This window comes from Agrobacterium sp. rho-8.1 (genome assembly GCF_033957725.1).
Lineage (GTDB): Bacteria > Pseudomonadota > Alphaproteobacteria > Rhizobiales > Rhizobiaceae > Agrobacterium.
The window spans coordinates 1,318,241-1,336,714 of sequence record NZ_CP192789.1; the positions used below are offsets into that span (position 1 = coordinate 1,318,241).

At 55.1% G+C, this 18,474-nt stretch carries 18 protein-coding genes; 9 read left to right on the plus strand and 9 right to left on the minus strand.

All coding sequences use genetic code 11. The features are described 5' to 3' along the window. Window positions 1-11: 11 nt before the first annotated feature. The gene (locus tag RMR21_RS20895; RefSeq protein WP_498671327.1) at window positions 12-887 is read right to left on the minus strand and encodes a class I SAM-dependent methyltransferase; all 876 of its coding nucleotides are present in this window, start codon (window positions 885-887) and stop codon (window positions 12-14) included. Window positions 888-1,094: 207 nt separating this feature from the next. Here RMR21_RS20895 and RMR21_RS20900 point away from each other — a divergent pair, with 207 nt between their 5' ends. Together RMR21_RS20900 and RMR21_RS20905 are read left to right on the plus strand one after the other, a co-directional pair. Beyond that, entirely contained in the window at window positions 1,095-2,225 is a 1,131-nt protein-coding gene (locus RMR21_RS20900; protein ID WP_498671328.1) for an acyltransferase family protein, read from the plus strand. A gap of 131 nt (window positions 2,226-2,356) precedes the next feature. Next, on the plus strand, window positions 2,357-3,607 hold the full coding sequence (locus RMR21_RS20905) for a glycosyltransferase family 4 protein (RefSeq protein ID WP_498671329.1): 1,251 nt from the start codon (window positions 2,357-2,359) through the stop codon (window positions 3,605-3,607). 27 nt (window positions 3,608-3,634) lie between these two features. Here RMR21_RS20905 and RMR21_RS20910 read toward each other — a convergent pair whose 3' ends face one another. Together RMR21_RS20910 and RMR21_RS20915 are read right to left on the minus strand one after the other, a co-directional pair. Continuing rightward, window positions 3,635-4,351: an anti-sigma factor gene (locus tag RMR21_RS20910; protein WP_498671330.1), complete on the minus strand. Its 717-nt coding sequence runs from the start codon at window positions 4,349-4,351 to the stop codon at window positions 3,635-3,637. Beyond that, window positions 4,348-4,893: a sigma-70 family RNA polymerase sigma factor gene (locus RMR21_RS20915; protein WP_498671331.1), complete on the minus strand. Its 546-nt coding sequence runs from the start codon at window positions 4,891-4,893 to the stop codon at window positions 4,348-4,350. Before RMR21_RS20915 ends, RMR21_RS20910 begins: the two co-directional genes overlap by 4 nt. A 202-nt stretch (window positions 4,894-5,095) precedes the next feature. Here RMR21_RS20915 and RMR21_RS20920 point away from each other — a divergent pair, with 202 nt between their 5' ends. Beyond that, window positions 5,096-5,884 carry a DUF4394 domain-containing protein gene (locus tag RMR21_RS20920; RefSeq protein ID WP_498671332.1) on the plus strand — a complete coding sequence of 263 codons (789 nt, stop codon included), beginning with the start codon at window positions 5,096-5,098 and terminating at the stop codon, window positions 5,882-5,884. A gap of 148 nt (window positions 5,885-6,032) precedes the next feature. Here the strand turns inward: RMR21_RS20920 and nagA are convergent, their stop codons facing one another. The 3 genes from nagA to RMR21_RS20935 are packed head-to-tail and all read right to left on the minus strand — an operon-like array spanning window position 6,033 to window position 8,986. Continuing rightward, the gene (nagA, locus tag RMR21_RS20925) at window positions 6,033-7,190 is read right to left on the minus strand and encodes an N-acetylglucosamine-6-phosphate deacetylase (RefSeq protein ID WP_498671333.1); all 1,158 of its coding nucleotides are present in this window, start codon (window positions 7,188-7,190) and stop codon (window positions 6,033-6,035) included. After that, a complete protein-coding gene (locus RMR21_RS20930) occupies window positions 7,187-8,209 on the minus strand; it encodes an SIS domain-containing protein (protein WP_498671334.1) in 1,023 nt (340 codons plus the stop codon). Before RMR21_RS20930 ends, nagA begins: the two co-directional genes overlap by 4 nt. A 24-nt stretch (window positions 8,210-8,233) precedes the next feature. Continuing rightward, the gene (locus tag RMR21_RS20935) at window positions 8,234-8,986 is read right to left on the minus strand and encodes a GntR family transcriptional regulator (RefSeq protein ID WP_498671335.1); all 753 of its coding nucleotides are present in this window, start codon (window positions 8,984-8,986) and stop codon (window positions 8,234-8,236) included. A gap of 465 nt (window positions 8,987-9,451) precedes the next feature. Here RMR21_RS20935 and RMR21_RS20940 point away from each other — a divergent pair, with 465 nt between their 5' ends. The 5 genes from RMR21_RS20940 (at window position 9,452) to RMR21_RS20960 (ending at window position 14,854) form a co-directional block, all read left to right on the plus strand. Next, window positions 9,452-10,633 carry a Gfo/Idh/MocA family protein gene (locus RMR21_RS20940; RefSeq protein ID WP_498671336.1) on the plus strand — a complete coding sequence of 394 codons (1,182 nt, stop codon included), beginning with the start codon at window positions 9,452-9,454 and terminating at the stop codon, window positions 10,631-10,633. Window positions 10,634-10,644: 11 nt separating this feature from the next. Further along, window positions 10,645-11,529 (plus strand): carbohydrate ABC transporter permease, encoded by an 885-nt coding sequence (locus tag RMR21_RS20945; protein WP_498671337.1) that lies wholly within the window; start codon window positions 10,645-10,647, stop codon window positions 11,527-11,529. Then, window positions 11,526-12,386: a carbohydrate ABC transporter permease gene (locus tag RMR21_RS20950; protein ID WP_498671338.1), complete on the plus strand. Its 861-nt coding sequence runs from the start codon at window positions 11,526-11,528 to the stop codon at window positions 12,384-12,386. Before RMR21_RS20945 ends, RMR21_RS20950 begins: the two co-directional genes overlap by 4 nt. A gap of 71 nt (window positions 12,387-12,457) precedes the next feature. Beyond that, window positions 12,458-13,651, plus strand: a complete 1,194-nt coding sequence (locus RMR21_RS20955; RefSeq protein ID WP_498671861.1) for an ABC transporter substrate-binding protein — start codon at window positions 12,458-12,460, stop codon at window positions 13,649-13,651. Window positions 13,652-13,741: 90 nt separating this feature from the next. After that, window positions 13,742-14,854 (plus strand): ABC transporter ATP-binding protein, encoded by a 1,113-nt coding sequence (locus tag RMR21_RS20960; protein ID WP_498671339.1) that lies wholly within the window; start codon window positions 13,742-13,744, stop codon window positions 14,852-14,854. 27 nt (window positions 14,855-14,881) lie between these two features. Here the strand turns inward: RMR21_RS20960 and RMR21_RS20965 are convergent, their stop codons facing one another. The 3 genes from RMR21_RS20965 to RMR21_RS20975 are packed head-to-tail and all read right to left on the minus strand — an operon-like array spanning window position 14,882 to window position 17,948. Next, window positions 14,882-15,970: a D-TA family PLP-dependent enzyme gene (locus RMR21_RS20965; protein WP_498671340.1), complete on the minus strand. Its 1,089-nt coding sequence runs from the start codon at window positions 15,968-15,970 to the stop codon at window positions 14,882-14,884. Between the two features lies 1 nt (window position 15,971). Beyond that, a complete protein-coding gene (locus RMR21_RS20970) occupies window positions 15,972-17,441 on the minus strand; it encodes a M81 family metallopeptidase (protein ID WP_498671341.1) in 1,470 nt (489 codons plus the stop codon). Between the two features lie 12 nt (window positions 17,442-17,453). Next, window positions 17,454-17,948, minus strand: coding sequence for a general transcription factor IIF subunit 2 (locus RMR21_RS20975; RefSeq protein ID WP_498671342.1), 495 nt, complete (start codon window positions 17,946-17,948; stop codon window positions 17,454-17,456). 115 nt (window positions 17,949-18,063) lie between these two features. Between RMR21_RS20975 and RMR21_RS20980 the strand changes: the two genes are divergently transcribed. After that, window positions 18,064-18,450 (plus strand): RidA family protein, encoded by a 387-nt coding sequence (locus RMR21_RS20980; RefSeq protein ID WP_498671343.1) that lies wholly within the window; start codon window positions 18,064-18,066, stop codon window positions 18,448-18,450. The last annotated feature ends 24 nt before the right edge of the window (window positions 18,451-18,474 follow it).

Consider the following 18,474-nt stretch of genomic DNA (forward strand, 5'->3'; position numbering starts at 1 on the left):
CGGTTTAGCTGTCATGGATATCGGCTGATGATCACGGCATCCAGAATATGCATGTCCATGTCAGGACGCTTGAAGTCCTCACCGAGACCTGACGTCAGTTTTTCCCTGGTTTCTTTCGGTATGGATTTGGCCGCGATGACCCTGATATCGACCCAGCCGTTTCGCTCGAACGCCCGGACGTAATCTATCGGACGCTTTCTGTTGGGCTGACCTGGAAAAGCGAAGCGAGAATAGAACCAGTTCGAAAATCGATAGATATTATTGGGGTCACGCTGCCGGAGGGCATTCGTGTGGGTCTGGAGATCGACAATATGAAGGCTGATGCAGCCGCTTTGCGCAGCTCGCGTCAGTCCGTCGATGGTTGTTTCCACGGCATCGAAATGCTCGAATGCCGCACAACTGAGGATGAGATCGAACTTATCCCCTTTGCACAGGGCCGGAATGTCGAAGGCGGGGTCCACGCAGTATTGGAGACCTGAGCCGTTTTTGAGGATTTGATGTGCGACCTCTACATCCTTGGGTGCCAACTCACTTGGATAGTGCGCGATGGCATCGAGACGGAACTCCTGCGTCTCATCGGCGGCCAGTCTGAAGGCATCAATCGCCGTGTAGGATTTGGCTCCATGTGCCAGAAGCAAGGCGCCAGTCGCAAGCGACGATCCAGGCCCTAACTCAAGGACCGAGCGGCCCCTCACGGAAACATCGTGTGGCAAAAACTTCAACCATGACTGAATGACGTCGTGGACATAGGCGATCCGCGCGTTTTTGTCGTCTGCCCTGACTGTGTTCGGTTTTCGGTAGCCCATCAATTTGTGCTTGCCCCAAACGCCAATCAGGATTGCCGCGCCAATGAGCTTGAACAGACTATTTCGTAAGACAATCGGCATTTTCGCCCCATCCGCCATTGCGTTCGTTCAGGTCCGCCATTGACGCACGGTTTCTGCACGGGACGTCAACTGCGAACAATCTTAGAAGTGAATTAGTTATTTTAGGATTGACTACTTTAAAATAAATTTCATGCCATGGTTGACTTGGTCTGGTTGAAAGGTCTGGTTGAAAGGTGTGGTTGGATGCATGCGCCTGATAATCCTGCGATGAGCAGAGCATTGTCGACCGCCGCCGTTGCCAAACTCGATGGACAACGAAAAACGAGCCGTCGCTACGAGAACATCGATGCTCTCAGGGCAATAGCGGCTCTCTCCGTCGTCATCCAGCATTTCTTCGGGGACAGTTTGCGCGAGGCAACACATCAGGATGGCATCGCGTTTCAGATCGCTGCAACCAGTATTGCTCATTTCGATGCCGGGCGCTTCGGCGTTGTCTTGTTCTTCTTGATCAGTGGCTTTGTCGTGCCCTTCAGCATAAAGGGCAGCCATCCGCTCCGCCGGTTCGCAATCTCGCGTTTTTTTCGTCTTTTTCCGGCAATGTGGCTGGCGCTGTTTTTCCTGGGGGTTGCCTCGGCGATGCACGGCCAAATTCCCTCCGTGTCGACATTTGTCGCGAATATGACAATGATGCCATCTCTCTTTCGACAGCCGTGGATGTCAGGCGCGTATTGGACATTGACGATCGAGATCGTGTTTTATGTTCTGTCGGCAGGTCTGTTCGCACTCGGCCTTCTTTACCGTCCTCTTGTCATTGCATCCTTCGCAATCTTGCTCGCCTTGGCCACGGCTACTCCTGTTTTCCTTAGGGCAGGCGGATGGGCGTTTCCCGTGCAGTATATCAGTTTGCACGTCTCTTTTCTCTATCTTGGTCTGTTGTTGCGCATGGCGCTTGTGGACAATCTCGCGGGTGCGTGGATCGGGGCCACCTGCGTCTTGCTCATCCAGACAATCGTGCTTCTCAGCATCGGCGAGTTTTCGCTCTCGCGGAGGGATGGCTTTTTTCTTGTTGCGACATTTCCCATTCTCGCAAGCTATTTCGCAGCACTCTGCGTGTTTGTATTTTCGGTGAAAACAGAGCTTCCCAAACATCGGTTTCTCTCGTGGCTGGGTGCGCTCAGTTACTCGATCTACCTTTTTCACGGGATTGCCGCGCTTATGGTTTTTTCTCTGCTTCCCCTCACAGGGACGAGGGCTGATCTGGCGACTGCTGTCGTCTGTCTAGGTCTCACGCTTGTCCTCTCAGTGTTCGTCTATGAGTATTTGGAGAAGCCAATGATCAACCTTGGGTATAGGTTTATCAGGCGAGAAAACAACGCGGAATCGAAGATTTCGGCCTAGTGTTCGGATTTGTGCAGCCCCGCCGTTTACTATACCCGCGGGATCAGTTGTGTGTTTGTCAGAACCTACTAGCCTAATCCAGATTTTAAGTTATTATATCCTAATGTTCTAATGTGAACTAGGAGCGGGCTATGGATCATGTCGAAACACTGGAGCGTCGGCCTGCATTTGAGGCGACGAGCCTGGCTTATCCGGAAGACAATACCAACTTCTTGGATTCCATGCGCATCTGCATGATTGGACTGCGGGGCATTCCCAATGTCCAAGGCGGTGTTGAAACCCATGTCGAGCAGCTCGTATCGAACCTGGTTGATCTCGGTGCGGATGTCCATGTGTTCGCGCGTAAGAATTACGTCGCCGACACGAAGTCTTACGTGTGGCGTGGCATCACCGTGCATCCCTTGTGGGCACCCCGCAGCACGCGGCTGGAGGCGATTTTCCATACGGCATTTGCTCTGTTTAAAGCACGGCTCCTCAACCCGGATATTGTCCACATCCATGCCGTCGGCCCATCTCTGGTGGCGCCGCTGGCCCGGCTCCTGGGTTTGCGGGTGGTTTTCACGCATCATGGTTATGATTACGATCGTGAGAAGTGGAATCCCGTCGAGAAACGAATTCTGCAACTGGGTGAGTGGGCCGGAATGCGCTTTTCCCACGCGCGCATCGCAATTGCAAAGCACATTGCCGAGCGCATGCAGAATGATTTTCATTCACCTGTCCACTTCATTCCAAATGGCGTGAAGGTAGATACCAAAAATCTGGAAGACAGCGTACTGGAAGAATTCGGCTTGAAAAAAGGTCGATATGTTCTCCTCGTTGCTCGCTTGGTTGCGGAAAAACGCCAGCTTGATCTCATCGATGCTTTCGGCCGGGCGAAGCTGAAAGGCATCAGGCTTGTTTTGGTTGGCGGGGGAGATGCGGACAGTGGTTACGTCACTGAACTTCATGCCCGTGCGAAAACCAACCAGAACGTGGTTCTGACAGGCGTCCAGTGTGGCAAGAGGCTTGCAAGCCTGTTTGCCAATGCTGGTCTCTTTGTTCTGCCATCGAGCCATGAGGGCATGCCGATTGCTCTTCTGGAAGCCATGGCGCACGGCTTGCCGGTGCTGGCCAGCGACATAGAGGCAAACCTTGCTCTCGCTCTCGAAGACAGCTGCTATTTCCCGCTCGGCGATATCTCTGCGTTATCCTCAGCCCTCCAGAGCAAGATAGACAATGCATCGACGGTCACCGTTCGACAGAACGGCTCCAAAGTGATGGCAAAGTATGATTGGCGTGCCATCGGCATGCGTACAGCAGAAATATATCGATCAATTTCGAAAACTGCCCCATCCAGATCATATCGTCAACCGAAGCGAAATGTCGCTCCTATAACGCGCTAGAACGTTTCCATCTAACGAGGAAGCGCTCTAACGTGGGAAGCGTGCAAATCCCTTTGCCAGTATTGCGCCTGTTGGTCGGCCGGTCGGAGATCCGCCTGCCTGTTCAAGCGTGATTTCGTAGAGTTGGTCGCCGCGCGGGGCGGGTAAGGCCGGTCCGTTGAGCTTGGTCGAACGAACACCTTCGAGTAACCCAAGCGACACGGGTCCCATCTCCTGTGATGGAAGGGTCCAAACCTGGATGGTCTTTTCCTTGGGCACGTTGAAGTCTGCCAGTAGTCTAACCGTTGCATTGTCGTTTCCGAAGTCTTCCACGACTGCTTGCACGTCTCCAGCTTCGTTGACGAGAACTGCGACAACCATCGGATCTACCGAGCGCATCAGACTGAAGGTCAACCCGACGGCGAGCAGCAAACTCGCCGCAATGGCCGAGACCGCCGTCACGCGCCATGGACCCAAGCGGTTATCGTTGGCAACAGGGTTTTCTACGCTTGGTCTTGATGACTGTGAAGAGTGCCGTTGAGGTGGAAGATTCGTCTCGATGCGTTGCCAAAGGCCGTCATCAACAACGAGCGCTTCCACGCCGGTGTCCAAAGGGAGAAACCGCTCGCGACTGGCATCGATTGCTGCCCGTAATTGTGCGTCCTCCTCCATCTCGATTTCAATTCTGGCCGCCTCTGCATCGTCCATCAGGCCCAAAACATATTCGTCGGCGATGTCGGCAATGTTTTCTTGCGCTGCTCTCATGCCATGCACTCCCTCAGTGTCGACAGTCCGCGGCGGATCCAGGATTTGACGGTCCCAAGTGGCATCTGCAATCGACCGGCGATTTCACCATGCGTATAGCCGTTGATGTAGGCCATCAGGATCCCGCGTCGCTTGGTCTCGTCCAGATTGCTCAAACAATCGTAAAGGCGCGAATTTCGATCCAGCTTCTGCCATACGGCGATAATCTCATCAGCCTGGTCGCTCTCTTTCATCGATTCGATCTCTGCCACCGTCTGTTCGCGCTTGCCATCGCGAAGAAGGTTGAGGGCTCTGTTGCGAACGATTGCGTAAATCCAACCGCGCGCAGATCCTCGGTCGGAGCTGTACTGATGCGCGTGGGTCCAAATCCGAATAAAGGCTTCCTGCACAACCTCTTCAGCCAAATCGCGCCGACGCACGATACGTTGCGCCACTGCAGTCAATTGGCCTGCTTCACGATCGAAAATGCGTCGAAGCGCGCCCTTGTCACCCTTCGCGCATGCAGCAAGAGCACTGTTCAGATCATCTGGCGCAACGCCCATCGGCATTCTGTCCTTTTCAACGTCCTAATCGCGATTAGCATCGCATATGATTTCAATACCCGCAGACGGAATATTTGGATGCAGCAAAAAATAATTTAAACGGCTGCATCCAAAACAGCTGGTTGGCGTGTCTTAACCTACAGAAGCATCCAAAGCCGAGTGCGGGATGACTTCCAAACGGAAAAACGTACGGGAGAAAGATATGAACACCATTCGCCTCGCTCTGATCGCGTCCACTGTATTCGTAACAGCCGCTGGAACAAGCATCGCTGCCCCTGTCCTGGGGCTGACCGGTGACAAAACGCTTGTCATGTTCGACACACAAAAGCCGAGCGTCAGCAAAACAATGGACGTTACGGGCGTCGACAAACTTGTTGGTATCGATTTCCGACCTTCAAACAAGACCGTCATCGGCGTGACACCGGATTACCGGATCGTTTCCATCAATCTTGAGACGGGTGCCGCGACCGATATTGCCAAGATGGACAAGACGCTGACAATCACGCAAGCGCCCTTGGTCGTCGATTTCAACCCGATGGCAGACCGCCTCCGCTTCATGAGCGGCACCACAAACCACCGCGTTCATCCCGACACCGGTGCTGTCACTGTCGATGGCACGCTCGCCTTCGAAGAAGCCGATATGCACAAGGGTGAGACGCCCAATATCGTCGCTGCCGCCTACACGAACTCCATTGGCAAACCTGAAAAAACAGCGATGTACAACATCGACGCCACCATCGGCGCTTTGATCCAGCAGACCAAGCCGAATGATGGCACATTGAAGTCTATCGGCAAGCTTGGCTTGAAAGAAAAACCGGCAACCTACGCGTTCGATATCGAAGGTATGGAAGGTGGGAAAAACACCGCATATCTGGCCGCTGGCAAAGTGCTCTACACGGTCAATCTCGAAACCGGAGCCGCCACCGAAGTCGGTGCCATTACCGGGACAGATGCTGAAATCCGCGATGTCGCCGTTCTGCCCGCAATGTAAGCAGTAGCTGGATCCAAGGACTAGACGGGTGGCCCCGATGTTGTTCGGGGCCATTTCTATTGTGGGAAGAGCACGAAAACGTATTCTCCAGCAAAGACACCTTCGCTGTTCATGAATGGGCAGAGGACTGACAAAGCAATCGGCATCGTTACGATGCGGCATCAAATACAGGTCTTCCGGCGATCCATGTTGAGTTCATGGACAGATCGCGGTTCAAGATTACGAAATCCGCATCATAGCCTGCCAGAAGGCTACCTTTTGTGTCTGCCTTGATGGCTTGCGCGGGGTACGTCGACGCCATGCGCAGGGCTTCCTCCAACGGAAGGCCAATGCGTTCGTGGACGAAACGCACGCAGGAAAGCATGTCGATATCGGCGCCTGCAAGTGTTCCATCCGCAAGGGTCAATCGCCCGTCTTTCCGGTAAACATGCCGTCCGTTCAGTTCCAGCCCAGTGTCATCGGTACCGATGGTTGACATGGCATCCGTCACGAGAAAAATGCGACCGGGCTGATTTTTTGCTTTCAGTGCAAGAGCCATCGAGACCGGATCGACGTGAAAGCCGTCGGCAATCATACCGCAATGAAGCCTGTTGTCCTGGAGCCCAGCACCAACAAGACCGGGTTCACGGTTGCCAAGCTGGCTCATGGCATTGAAAAGATGGGTCACCATCGAAGCGCCTGCGTCAGCGTAGTGTGCGGCCGTCACGTATGTCGCATCGCTATGCCCGAGGCTGACAATGATGCCTGCTTTAGCGAGCGATGTGACCTGCGCTGCGCTCACGCTTTCCGGCGCGATGGTCGTCAGAATATGGGAAAGTCTCTGTTTGCACGTGAGGAGCAGGTGCAGGTCTGTTTCTTTCATCGGTCGGATCAATGCCGGATCATGCGTACCCTTGCGAGCCGAAGACAGATGCGGACCTTCAAGGTGAAGGCCGAGGAACCCCGGCACGTCGGTCTCCTGCGCCGTTAACCCGGCTTCAACTGCTTTCTCGGTGATGTCAGGCGTATCCGTTATCAGCGTAACCATCAGGGCAGTCGTGCCGAACTTGGCGTGCGCTGCGCAAATCCGGATGATGCCATCCACATCTGGCCGGTTGTTGAACATCACTCCGCCGCCGCCATTGACCTGAAGATCGACGAAGCCCGGCACGATGAGCAGTCCGGTTGCGTCGATCGTTTCGGCATCGTGATGAACGGACGCTGAGATAGCGGCGACTTTACCATGCTGGACAACAAGCGATTTGCCGTCGTGCCACATCTCGCCATCGAAAATGCGTGCGCCGGTGATGGTGTTGGCACCGGTCATCGTGTCTGCGTCACCTTGTTCAGAGCCACGGGAGCATCGGGATTAAAGCCACGCGCGCGCGAAAGCGCTTCGATGAAGCCGTAGAAGGGTGCGATCAGCAGAAGCGCGTCGGTGAGCGGGTGGTTGGTTTCGGCAAAGGGCAGGGCTGTTGCCGATGTCGCTTTGGCTGAAGTGAGGAAGACATTCGCACCCTTTGCGGCAAGACCATTCGCTGTTTCGGCAACCGAAGCTTCGGCGCGGTCGCGTGCCGCAAAAGCAATGATCGGAAACCGTGGCGAGACCAGCGAAACCGGGCCATGCATGACCTCTGCGGACGAATAGGCCTCGGCGTGAAGTTCACAGGTCTCCTTGCATTTCAGGGCTGCTTCGGACGCAATGGCTAGGGCAGGGCCACGCCCAAGCATGTAGAGGGAATCTTCTCCTTTGATCGCCTGGGCAATTTCGCTCCAGTCGAGTTCGATGGCTTTTGCAAAGTTCGCGGGCAGTGCCGCGATGGCTTTGACCAAAAGGCGGTCTTCCGTTGCTGCCGCAAGAATGGACAGGCCCGCGACAATGGAATTCACAAAGGATTTCGTCGCGGCGACGGCTTTTTCTGGCCCGGCTTGAATGTCGATGGCCTGCGTCGAGGCGTCTGCCAAAGGTGACGAGAGTGTATTGACCAGAGCAAAGGTGAGCGCACCGCCACGCTTCACATTGCGGGCAAGTGCAACAATATCCGGGCTTTTGCCGGACTGGGAAATGGCCAGTGCGGCAGCCCGTTCCAGTTTCAGGGGTGCATCGTAAATGGAGGCAAGCGATGGACCCAGCGAGGCGACGGGCAGGCCAGTCTGAAGTTCAATGGCGTATTTCATGAAATGGGCGGCGTGGTCCGACGAGCCGCGAGCGATGGTCACGATCACCGCCGGATCGTGTGCTTTCAGATTTCGTCCCGCGTCTTCCAGCGTTTTCGAAGACGTCTCCAAAAGCCGTGCCACTGCATCCGGAATTTCATCGATTTCCTGTCGCATCAACGTCGTCATGTCACAGTCTTTCTGCTTGAATGGTTATTCTGAGCTCATGGTCAGTTCGGCGACCAGATCATAGGCATCGCTCCGATACAGTGCCTTGGAAACTTCCATAATGCGCCCGCTTTCCAGATAGGCCATGCGCTGAACAGACAAAGCCGCAGAGCCGGGCGGCACGCCCAAAAGTACAGTCTCGTCATCGGTCAGATTGCGCGCAGAGATGCGTTGAATGGCCCGGATGGGCCGTATGCCACTTTTTTTCAACACCATGTAAAGAGAGTTTTCGACCGATTGCGGGTCTTTGAGAATATCGTCCGGCAGGCTTGTGACTTCCAGCGCAATCGGCTGCTCGTTGGCCAGACGTAACCGAGTCAACCGCGCCACCTGCGATGATGAAGACAGGCCGAGCGCCATTCGTTCGTCAGGAGTTGGATAATAGAGACCCCTATCCAGCCAACGGGTGCTGGCGGTCATGCCTCTGCGGCGCATGTCTTCTGTAAATGACGTCAGCCGTGTCAAAGGTTGCTGCATGCGGGCTAGAGGCTTGACGACGAAGGTGCCGGAACCATGACGACGCACCAGGAGGCCGTCACGCGCCAGATCGTCTATGGCTTTGCGAACAGTCACGCGGCTGACCGCCGCTTCCTCCGCCATGTCCCGTTCGGGTGGCAGGGCATCGCCATGCTTCAGTCGTCCCGCCTGTATGGCATCCTCGATGGCCTGTCGCAGCTTGAGGTAAAGCGGCCCGCCTGATGCCGACTGTAACCGGTCAAGCTCCAGAACATCGCCCATACAGACCTCTCTTAGACTTTTCCGTTCGTGCTTCTAACATTCGTGCCTCGCTTTCGGCTATAGCACAGCCTTACCAATGAGCAATACCAAAATCAAACCACATGCGCGTCAAACGAGAAATTCCAGTTCGGCGCCTTCGTTGCGAACCGGAGTTTATCGACTTTTGTGCGGATGCGGTCGCGTTTCTTAATTAATTCTGAATTGCAGGGACAATTGGTATAGACGGGTGGCATTTTTTTGGTATTGTTTTGGTGCTGGTGTTGAATATTCACTGTTTTTGAAGTCTCGGCATCGGATCAATATTTTTTTTAGAAGGGGCTTTCATAACGCGACGAAGTTTGCCAACTTCTGAAAATAAATTTCAGAAATGAAAGCGCTCAACCCAAATAACGTAGCCGTCACAAGAAATGGCGCGTAATTTGCGAAAAAGAATTACGGGAACGAAAAACGGGGAACGATAAGATCATGAAAGTGGGAATCGTCGGGCTGGGATTCCGTCTGGGATATCTCGGTTACGTTTTCAGTGAAATCGACAAGGATTTCGAGATCGTTGGATATGTCGATCCTGCGCCGGCCGGATTGCCGGGCTTGCAGGAGAAAGGCGTTTCCGCCGGCAAGGCCTATGAAACGCCACAGGACCTTTTCGACAATGAGGAATTCGATCTTCTCATGATCGGCTCTCCCAACCACATGCATCTCGACCATATCCGTCAGGGACTTGAGGCCGGGTATACGATCTTCACCGAAAAGCCGATCGTCATCAGCATAGAAGAAAGTTTCGAGCTGGCTCGATTGCTGAATACCTACGGCCATGAGCGGCTCATGGTCGGCCTCGTATTGCGTTATTCGCCACTTTACCGCGATTTGCGGCAGGCGCAGGCCGACGGCAAGCTGGGTGAGGTGGTTTCCATCGAGGCATCGGAACATATTCCCCCCTACCACGGTGCCTTTTTCATGCGCGACTGGCGCAGATACGAGCACTATTCCGGCTCCTTCATGCTGGAAAAATGCTGCCACGACCTGGACCTGTACAATGGGGTCGTCGGCGCACGTCCGCGCTACGTCTCCAGCTTTGGTGGACGCAAAAGCTTCACGCTGGCCAATGCACCGCAAAATGACGGCATCAACGATATGGAGGTCTACCACCGCAAGCCGAGCGGCTGGATGGGGTCCGACAAGGTCTTCGACAGCGATGGCGACATCATCGATTACCAGACGGCTATCGTGGAATATGAGAATGGCGCGTCATTGGCGTTTCATACCAATTTGAACGTGCCGGATGATTTTCGCCGTTTCTGCGTGATGGGTGCCAAGGGCATGGCCGAGGGCGACTTTGTTCGAGGGTTCCTCAACGTGCACAATGCCCGCACCAATGAGAAGACCGTCTCCAACACCTACTCGGCCTCCAATTTGTCGCAGCACTATGGCGCGGATGAGCAGATGGCGGCTGATGTCATTGCTCATGTGGTGTCAGGTGTGCCGCTGCCGGTTTCGGCTCTGGATGCCATTGAGGCCGGTATTCTGGCGTTGGCCATGGACGAGGCACGTCGCGGTCGCAAGGTCATAGACCTGAAATCCGTTTGGGAAACGTATGACGCCGCCCTGCATGGGTCCGTGTCTGCCGCTCCAGACGCGAAATCAGCGTGAGGGAGGCGACGGTGGACGCAAAACGCAGCACAGTCATCTTCGCCTGGCTCCTTCTTCTCCCCGCCATTCTCTATATCACGGTCATCGTCGCCTATCCCTTGGTTGATACGTTCATTCTGTCCTTCACCGACGCTTCGCTGAAGCGCACGACGGAATGGGTGGGCTGGGCTAATTACAGCAAAATCTTCAACGCGACTTTTGCCGAAGTCATTCTGCGCACCTTCGTCTGGACCTTCTTTTCCGTGTCGTTCAAGATGATCATCGGAATTTTCGGTGCCTGCATGCTGAACGCCGCAGTGCCCGGCAGAACGATTTTCCGCATGCTGACCACGCCACCATGGATCGTGCCGATGGCGATTGGCATCTTCATGTGGGGCTGGATGTATAACGGTCAGTTTGGCATGATTTCCGGCATGCTGCAGCGTTTTGGCATTGTGGACGGTCCTGTCGCGTTTTTGGCGAGTGGCTCCACGGCCTTCTGGGCGACCATCATGACCGATGTCTGGATCGGCGTGCCCTTGGTAACGCTCTATATGCTGGCTGCAATGCAATCTATTCCGCAGGACCTTTATGAGGCTGCATGGACGGACGGTGCGGGACGGTTTTATCGGTTCCGCCGCATTACGCTACCGCTTCTGGTTCCCGCCGTGATCACCATGTCGATGCTGTCGCTGATTGCGACGTTCAACTCTTTCGACATCATCTGGATTCTGACCCGCGGTGGACCGAGTGGCGAGACGACCACGATGATCATCGACACGTATCGCACTGCCATCGGCTCCAACAAATATGGTGAGGGTGCTGCGCGAGCGGTCCTGATCTGCATATTCCTGTCGATCTTCTGCGTCTGCTACTTCCGTGTAACCAGCCGCCTTTCTGCCGGAGACAAGCGATGAGACAACCACCTGCTCTGATCAACCGCTACAGCTGGTACGAACTGATCGGCATCTATGCCGGGATCGCCGTTTTCCTGATCTTCATCCTGGCGCCTTTCGTGGAAGGCTTTCTGGTATCATTGAAGCCGCTCAGCCAGCTGTTTTCCTCGCCTTACCGTTTTATTCCCGAAAACGGTTCGTTCGAGGCCTATCGCACCATGTGGATCAGAATTCCAGGTTTCGCGCGCTACATCTTCAACTCGTTCCTGATTTCGATCGTGGTCACAACCGTCGTGCTGATCCTGGTCGTCCCGGCGTCCTACGCCTTGGCACGGTTCGAGTTTAAAGGCTCAGGAACACTTTTGGGGGCATTTCTCGCGGTCAACATGTTCTCCGGTGCCGTTCTTTTGATTCCGCTGTTCCGCTTGATGCGTTCGCTGGGCGTTCTGAACACCTACTTTGCCATGATCGTGCCGGGTGTCGCCTTTCTCATTCCGTCGGCGATCTGGATGTTGCGGACCTATATGATGCGCATTCCACGGGAACTGGATGAGGCGGCGTTCGTGGACGGTGCAAGCCACCTTTATACCCTGCGACGCGTCATCGTGCCGATCGCGATGCCCGGTATCATGGTCGTCGCCATCACCACCTTCATCGGGTCTTACGCGCAGCAGTTCATTTTTGCGCTGACCTTCAATTCAAAGACGGAATATGCGCCGCTGCCGGTCGGCCTGTTTGCATATTTCGGCAAACAGGAAGTGATCTGGAACGAGTTGATGGCGGCGAGTTTCGTCGGCATCGCGCCGGCGACCATCGTGATCTTTTTCCTTCAACGCTATCTCGTCAGCGGCCTGACCGCGGGCGCGGTGAAACAATAAGCCAACCACCAGAGAAAAACGGGAGCTAACACGTGACAGTTCATCTCAAAACCGGGCTTTTTGCCCTGGCCATGCTCGGCTCCACCGCGCTTGGCGCCATGACCGCAAATGCTGCGGATCAAGAAATCAGCTGGATCTATTGCGGCGACAAGATCGACCCGGTGCATGAAAAATACATCAAGGAATGGGAAGGCAAGAACCCCGGCTGGAAGGTCGCGCCGGAAGTGGTCGGCTGGGAACAGTGCCAGGATAAAGCAACGACGCTCGCCGCCGCCGGCACGCCTGTCGCCATGGCCTATGTCGGTTCGCGCACGCTGAAGGAATTTGCCGAGAACGACCTCATCGTTCCCGTGCCGATGACAGCTGATGAAAAGAAGGGCTACTATCCGTTCATTCCCGACACGGTCACCTTCGATGACCAGCAGTGGGGCGTGCCCGTCGCATTCTCGACGAAGGCTCTTTACTGGAACAAGGACCTGTTCAAGCAGGCCGGTCTCGACCCTGAGAAGCCACCGACAACCTGGGCTGAAGAAATCGAATATGCCAAGATCATCAAGGAAAAGACAGGGATCGCCGGTTACGGCATGCCTGCCAAGACCTTCGACAACACTATGCACCAGTTCCTGCATTGGGTTTACACCAACAATGGCAAGGTGACCGATGCTGAAGGCAATGTGACGCTCGACAGCCCGGAAATTCTGGCAGCTCTCCAAGCCTATAAGGACATCACGCCTTACTCTGTCGAAGGTGCAACTGCGTACGAACAGAACGAAATCCGTGCCATCTTCCTTGATGGCAAGGCCGGGATGATCCAGAACAGCACCGGTGCCGCTTACCGCCTGCTCAACACCAAGATTAACTGGGGCGTGACGACATTGCCGCTTGGCCCATCGGCCAAGGGTCCGGGTACGCTTCTGATCACCGACAGCCTTGCCATCTTCAAGGGCTCGGGCGTTGAGGAGAAGGCCATCGAATTTGCTAAGTTCATCACGTCTCCCGGTCCGCAGGAAGAGTATGAGCTGACGACGGATTCCGGCCTCACGCCACTGCGTCCATCTGCCAAGGTCGATCAGCTGGTCAAGGACAAGCCGTACTGGAAGCCATTTATCGATGGCATCGCTTTCGGTGGACCAGAACCTTTGTTCAAGGATTACAAGGGTTTCCAGAACGCCATGATCGAAATGGTGCAGTCTGTCGTGACATCCAAGGCAACGCCTGAGGAAGCCTTGAAAAAGGCTGCGACCGAAGTCGAACAGTACAAATAAGCAGATATCTCGGCAGCCGCGAGCCTGTGCCCGCGGCTGTCTCCACCACAATTACAACAGCAGCTTTGGCTGGTGCGGGGAAGACAGGTTTTGGGTCAGCTCTCTCTCAACAACGTCCGCAAATCTTACGGGCATTTCGAAGTCATCAAGGGTGTGCAACTCGAAATCGAGGACGGCGAATTTGTCGTCTTCGTCGGCCCCTCAGGTTGTGGCAAATCCACACTCTTGCGCATGATTGCAGGCCTTGAGGATATTACGGCCGGCGAGGTGGTCATCGATGGCGTGAAGGTCAACGATCTCGCACCCGTCAAGCGCGGCATTGCCATGGTATTCCAGTCCTACGCGCTCTATCCGCACATGACCGTGTTCGAAAACATCGCTTTTCCACTTCGGGTAGAGAAGATGGAAGAGGCGAAGCTCAAAGAGAAGGTCGAAAGCGTTGCAAAGATCCTGCAACTCGACCAGCGTTTGCAACAGCGTCCGGGCATGCTCTCAGGTGGACAGCGCCAGCGCGTTGCCATCGGTCGTGCCATTGTACGTGAGCCGGAAATATTCCTGTTTGATGAGCCCCTTTCGAACCTTGATGCCGCCTTGCGCTCCGATATGCGGATCGAGTTGACCAACCTTCACCGGACGCTGCAAGCAACGATGATCTATGTGACGCATGACCAGGTGGAGGCCATGACCATGGCTGACCGCATCGTGGTGCTCAATGCCGGTGAGATTGCGCAAGTGGGCGCTCCGCTGGAGCTCTATCACAAGCCGGCCAATCTGTTCGTTGCCGGTTTTATCGGCAATCCTAAAATGAATTTCCTGCCGGTTATCTGCAAGGCTGTTGGCGGTGAGGGTATCACGGTCGAGTATGATGGTCAGACGATCACTGTTCCGGTCGAGCCGCGCGCCGGTCTCGAAGGCTCACGTCTGATGCTCGGGATCCGGCCCGAACATACAGCTATCGGTGCTGGCGATCTCAATATTCGCGTGGTGCCTAACGTTATTGAACGCCTGGGGATCAACACGATCGCCTATGGCATGGCACCAACGGGTGAGAGCTACTGCGCTTTATTGTCGGGTGCCGCACCTGTTGCAATCGATGAGCCGATCATGGCCGGCATCAAGGCATCGGACTGCCATCTGTTCGATGAAAGTGGCGTCGCATTCGAGCGACGGGTGGACATGTCTGCAATTGCGCTCGGCCTGTAAAATGCGCGCGCGCCTTCATTCTCGTGATTACCACACCAGCCCACGCGCGGCGACCGGCTCGACGCGCGTGACAACACCGTTGCGGTGAAATGTCATCACGTCCTGAAGGTTCGAGACGACGCAGGTGTGATTGGGGACGATACGTATCTTCTCTCCAATGTCCGGTCGCTTGCCGGTACATTTCGACAGATCGACGGTACCGTGTTCTTCGGACAGGCCGGTTATGACGGCCTCGGGATATTCGACGATCAGTCCGTAATCGGAAAAGCCCAAAAGATCTGACGTCAGCGCCTTGGAGCCTGCGTCCAGAATGGCGCGGTCCGGCGTCGGGCGGGAGACAACCGTGGCCAGAATGGTCATGGCGCAATCTTCCACCGTGCAGTGGCCTGCACGAACCATCGAGCGATCATTATAAACATATGTTCCGGCCCGGTGCTCCGTTGCGGATGGCACGAGGTGCGCGTCGAACAGGCTCGGCGATCCACCATTGGTGACGATAGCGCATTGGATGTTTTTCGACTTCAGTATCGCGATTGTGTGGGACAGAAATGCTTCGACCGCTTCAGCGCTATCCGGTTTGGGATAGGTCATCAGGCCGCCGAAATGGAGGCCATCAGATGCGGCGATATGCGATGCCAGTGCCGCCGCATCTTCCGGGCTTTGCACACCGCAGCGGCCACCACCGGTGTCACACTCGACAAGAACCATCAGCGGACGATCTTGAGAAAAGCGACGCGCAAGGCCGTCAACGGTCGCTGCGCTATCGGCCACAACCTTCAGGCCGCTAATGCGGGCGTTGAGCGCGTGCAGACGATCCAGCTTTTCTGGTCCGAGAATATTGAAGGTGATCAGGATATCTTCAAAACCGGCATCGGCAAAAACCTCCGCTTCCGTCACCTTCTGGCAGTTGATGCCCTTGGCACCGAGCTTGACCTGCAATGCCGCGATTGCCGGGATCTTGTGGGTTTTGATATGTGGTCGAAAAGCGAGATCATGCTCGTCCATATAGGTCTGGACGCGCTTTATGTTGGCTTCCATCCGGTCTTCGTCAATCAGCGCCAACGGCGTGGAAAGATTGTGGATGGGATCGCCCGGGCGTCCGTTTTGGAGTATCATGTCAGCCTGCCTCGTCGCCATGGGGATTATCTACCATCGGCCATATATCACGCGGCGCATGTTGATAGGGCGTGGTTGCGGGATTGTTGGGATAGGGTGTTCCAGCCGAACAATAGATGATGTCGGACGCGATCTTCGAGAATGCTGCGTAGAAATGATTGGTCGATTTGATGACGAGGATTTTCTTCGACATCGGATCGATGCCCATCGCTGAAAAGAGCGACGGATCGTAGCTCTGGGCGCGAATGGAATTCAGAATGATATCGATGCCGTTCAGGCGGATATGCGCTGAATCGCCGAAAGGCGCGATGCTTTCTCCGAAACGCATTTCCGCACCGCGCACCAGACGGATGATCGTCACGCGACCATCGATGGGATTGCCGGTGCCGGGGGCGGATTTTGCGCCGAATCGCAATGGAATTTCCGCACCTTCGCCAGCAGCCATGCAGATTTGAACGGCAATCGGGTCCCATATGGTGCCGATGGCAGCATCGGTGACATCTCGATCAAATAGTTCAGCGAGCACAACCGTCGCGTCACCGGCCGTGCCACCTCCCGGATTGTCCCACATGTCGGCAATCACCACCGGGCCCTTTGGTGCCGAGATAGCCTTGGCGACGGCCTCTTTCTCGTCGGTCCACGGCATCATGTGTTTGCCGCGATTGGCATACAGTTCCAGACCAAGATCGCGCGCCAGGCACTCACCCTTGTCTTTTTTGCCGTTTGTAACAGCGATCGTCTTGGTTCCCATTTCAGGAACATCACCGGCCATGAAACCATGGATGACCGAGAGCGAAAGCACATCGTCGTCCTCTCGTTCGATCTGTGTCAACTTGTCGACAAATGATCGCATCGGCTCGCGGGAGGTCGGGAAGACGTCGATCATGCGACAATCGAAGGTGGACATGACGGGTTTGACCCGACCCTCAAGCGTATCGATTGCGATCCTCCAGAGATCGTGTGCGCGGTCCACGAAATCCGTGTGCGGGAATTCCTTGAACACCACGAAGAAATCCGCAGCAGTGACGCGTTTTTGTGTCAGATGGCTGTGCGGGTCCAGTTCGGCGCAAACGAGAATATCCGGCCCGACGATCTCACGAATACGCGTTAAAAAATCGCCTTCCGGATCGGCATATCCGTCCGCCACCATGGCGCCGTGCAGACCGAGAACGACGGCATTCACCGGCATGGCTGCGTGCAACTGCCCCAGAATTTCGTCACGTAAACCTTCATAAGTCTGGCGATTGACCAGTCCGGCCGGGTCTGCCCATGCCGCACTGCCCTCTATCAGCGTCCAGCCTTTCTGCGCCATCAAACGGCGGCCGACGGGAACCGGGGCGGTGCAGAGCGTGGCTGTTTCTGGATGCTGGCCGGGACCAGCATAAAAGGATTCCTCGAAAGCCTTCCTATCGATGCAGATCGGTGAAAACGTGTTGGTCTCGGTTGCCAGTGCAGCAGTGAAAATGCGCAATGTCTTGCCTTCTTATAAAGCGCTGCCCATTGGGTTCGGTAGGTAGCCGGTAAAGCCGCTGATCTTCCAGCGACCGTCGTGGAATCGGCAATAATACAGCGTCTGCCACTTCATGACATCAAGCGAGCCATCGGCCTTGCGAATGCCGCCATCGAACTTCTTGCGCACCAGTGCGGTGTCGCCTTCGATCTCGATCTCTTCAAGCGTTGTTGTCGTAAAGATCGCACTGCGGGTATCTTCGGCAAAACTCTGCGTCTGGAAATCCCGCGCCTGACGCAGCCACTCGTCGCGATATGCGATTAGATTCGGAAATCCAAGACGCCATTTGTCGGGGTTGTCAGCGCGGTTTGCGTTGATCGCCAGAAAGCCGTCTTCGACGAAATCACCTTCCACTTTGGACCAGTCCGCTGCCAGAAACGCATCGATATCGCGCGGCACAAGCATTTCCCAGATGGCGTGGCGCGCAGCATCTGTTTCAGGGAAGGGGTTTTTGAACGGGTCGCGCATGCAAGTGATCCGATATTGAAATTATTTTCATAATTACTGTTTTTCACTGGCAAAGATCCCTTTTCTATGGTGTCCTGTCAACGAATAAAGAAAATAATTTGCATTGGTGCTGATAATGACGATCAAGCGTTACGGGGCTGAGAAGGCCGGTGCAGGCGGGCAGAGACTGCCGTTTGCAAGAGCAGTCGAGGCCGATGGTTGGCTGCATGTTTCCGGTCAGGTCGCAATGGTTGACGGCGAGATCATCGCTGGCGGCATCGTGGAGCAGACGCATAAAACCATCGAGAACCTGATCGCCATTTTGCACGAAGCCGGTTACGGCGTCGAGCATGTGGTGCGGTGCGGCGTTTGGCTGGATGACCCGCGCGACTTCTGGAGTTTCAACAAGATATATGAGGGTTATTTCGGAGAACATCCTCCCGCCCGCGCATGTGTGCAGGCGTCGATGATGGTTGATTGCAAGGTTGAAATAGACTGCATCGCTTATAAAGCCAAAGTCTGACCTTTGGCATCAATCGGAGCGATG

Coding starts and splice junctions, on each gene's coding strand:
- RMR21_RS20895 (WP_498671327.1), bottom strand. CDS start 887: ATGCCGATTGTCTTACGAAATAGTCTGTTCAAGCTCATTGGCGCGGCA.
- RMR21_RS20900 (WP_498671328.1), top strand. CDS start 1,095: ATGAGCAGAGCATTGTCGACCGCCGCCGTTGCCAAACTCGATGGACAA.
- RMR21_RS20905 (WP_498671329.1), top strand. CDS start 2,357: ATGGATCATGTCGAAACACTGGAGCGTCGGCCTGCATTTGAGGCGACG.
- RMR21_RS20910 (WP_498671330.1), bottom strand. CDS start 4,351: ATGAGAGCAGCGCAAGAAAACATTGCCGACATCGCCGACGAATATGTT.
- RMR21_RS20915 (WP_498671331.1), bottom strand. CDS start 4,893: ATGGGCGTTGCGCCAGATGATCTGAACAGTGCTCTTGCTGCATGCGCG.
- RMR21_RS20920 (WP_498671332.1), top strand. CDS start 5,096: ATGAACACCATTCGCCTCGCTCTGATCGCGTCCACTGTATTCGTAACA.
- nagA (WP_498671333.1), bottom strand. CDS start 7,190: ATGACCGGTGCCAACACCATCACCGGCGCACGCATTTTCGATGGCGAG.
- RMR21_RS20930 (WP_498671334.1), bottom strand. CDS start 8,209: ATGACGACGTTGATGCGACAGGAAATCGATGAAATTCCGGATGCAGTG.
- RMR21_RS20935 (WP_498671335.1), bottom strand. CDS start 8,986: ATGGGCGATGTTCTGGAGCTTGACCGGTTACAGTCGGCATCAGGCGGG.
- RMR21_RS20940 (WP_498671336.1), top strand. CDS start 9,452: ATGAAAGTGGGAATCGTCGGGCTGGGATTCCGTCTGGGATATCTCGGT.
- RMR21_RS20950 (WP_498671338.1), top strand. CDS start 11,526: ATGAGACAACCACCTGCTCTGATCAACCGCTACAGCTGGTACGAACTG.
- RMR21_RS20955 (WP_498671861.1), top strand. CDS start 12,458: ATGCTCGGCTCCACCGCGCTTGGCGCCATGACCGCAAATGCTGCGGAT.
- RMR21_RS20965 (WP_498671340.1), bottom strand. CDS start 15,970: ATGATACTCCAAAACGGACGCCCGGGCGATCCCATCCACAATCTTTCC.
- RMR21_RS20975 (WP_498671342.1), bottom strand. CDS start 17,948: ATGCGCGACCCGTTCAAAAACCCCTTCCCTGAAACAGATGCTGCGCGC.
- RMR21_RS20980 (WP_498671343.1), top strand. CDS start 18,064: ATGACGATCAAGCGTTACGGGGCTGAGAAGGCCGGTGCAGGCGGGCAG.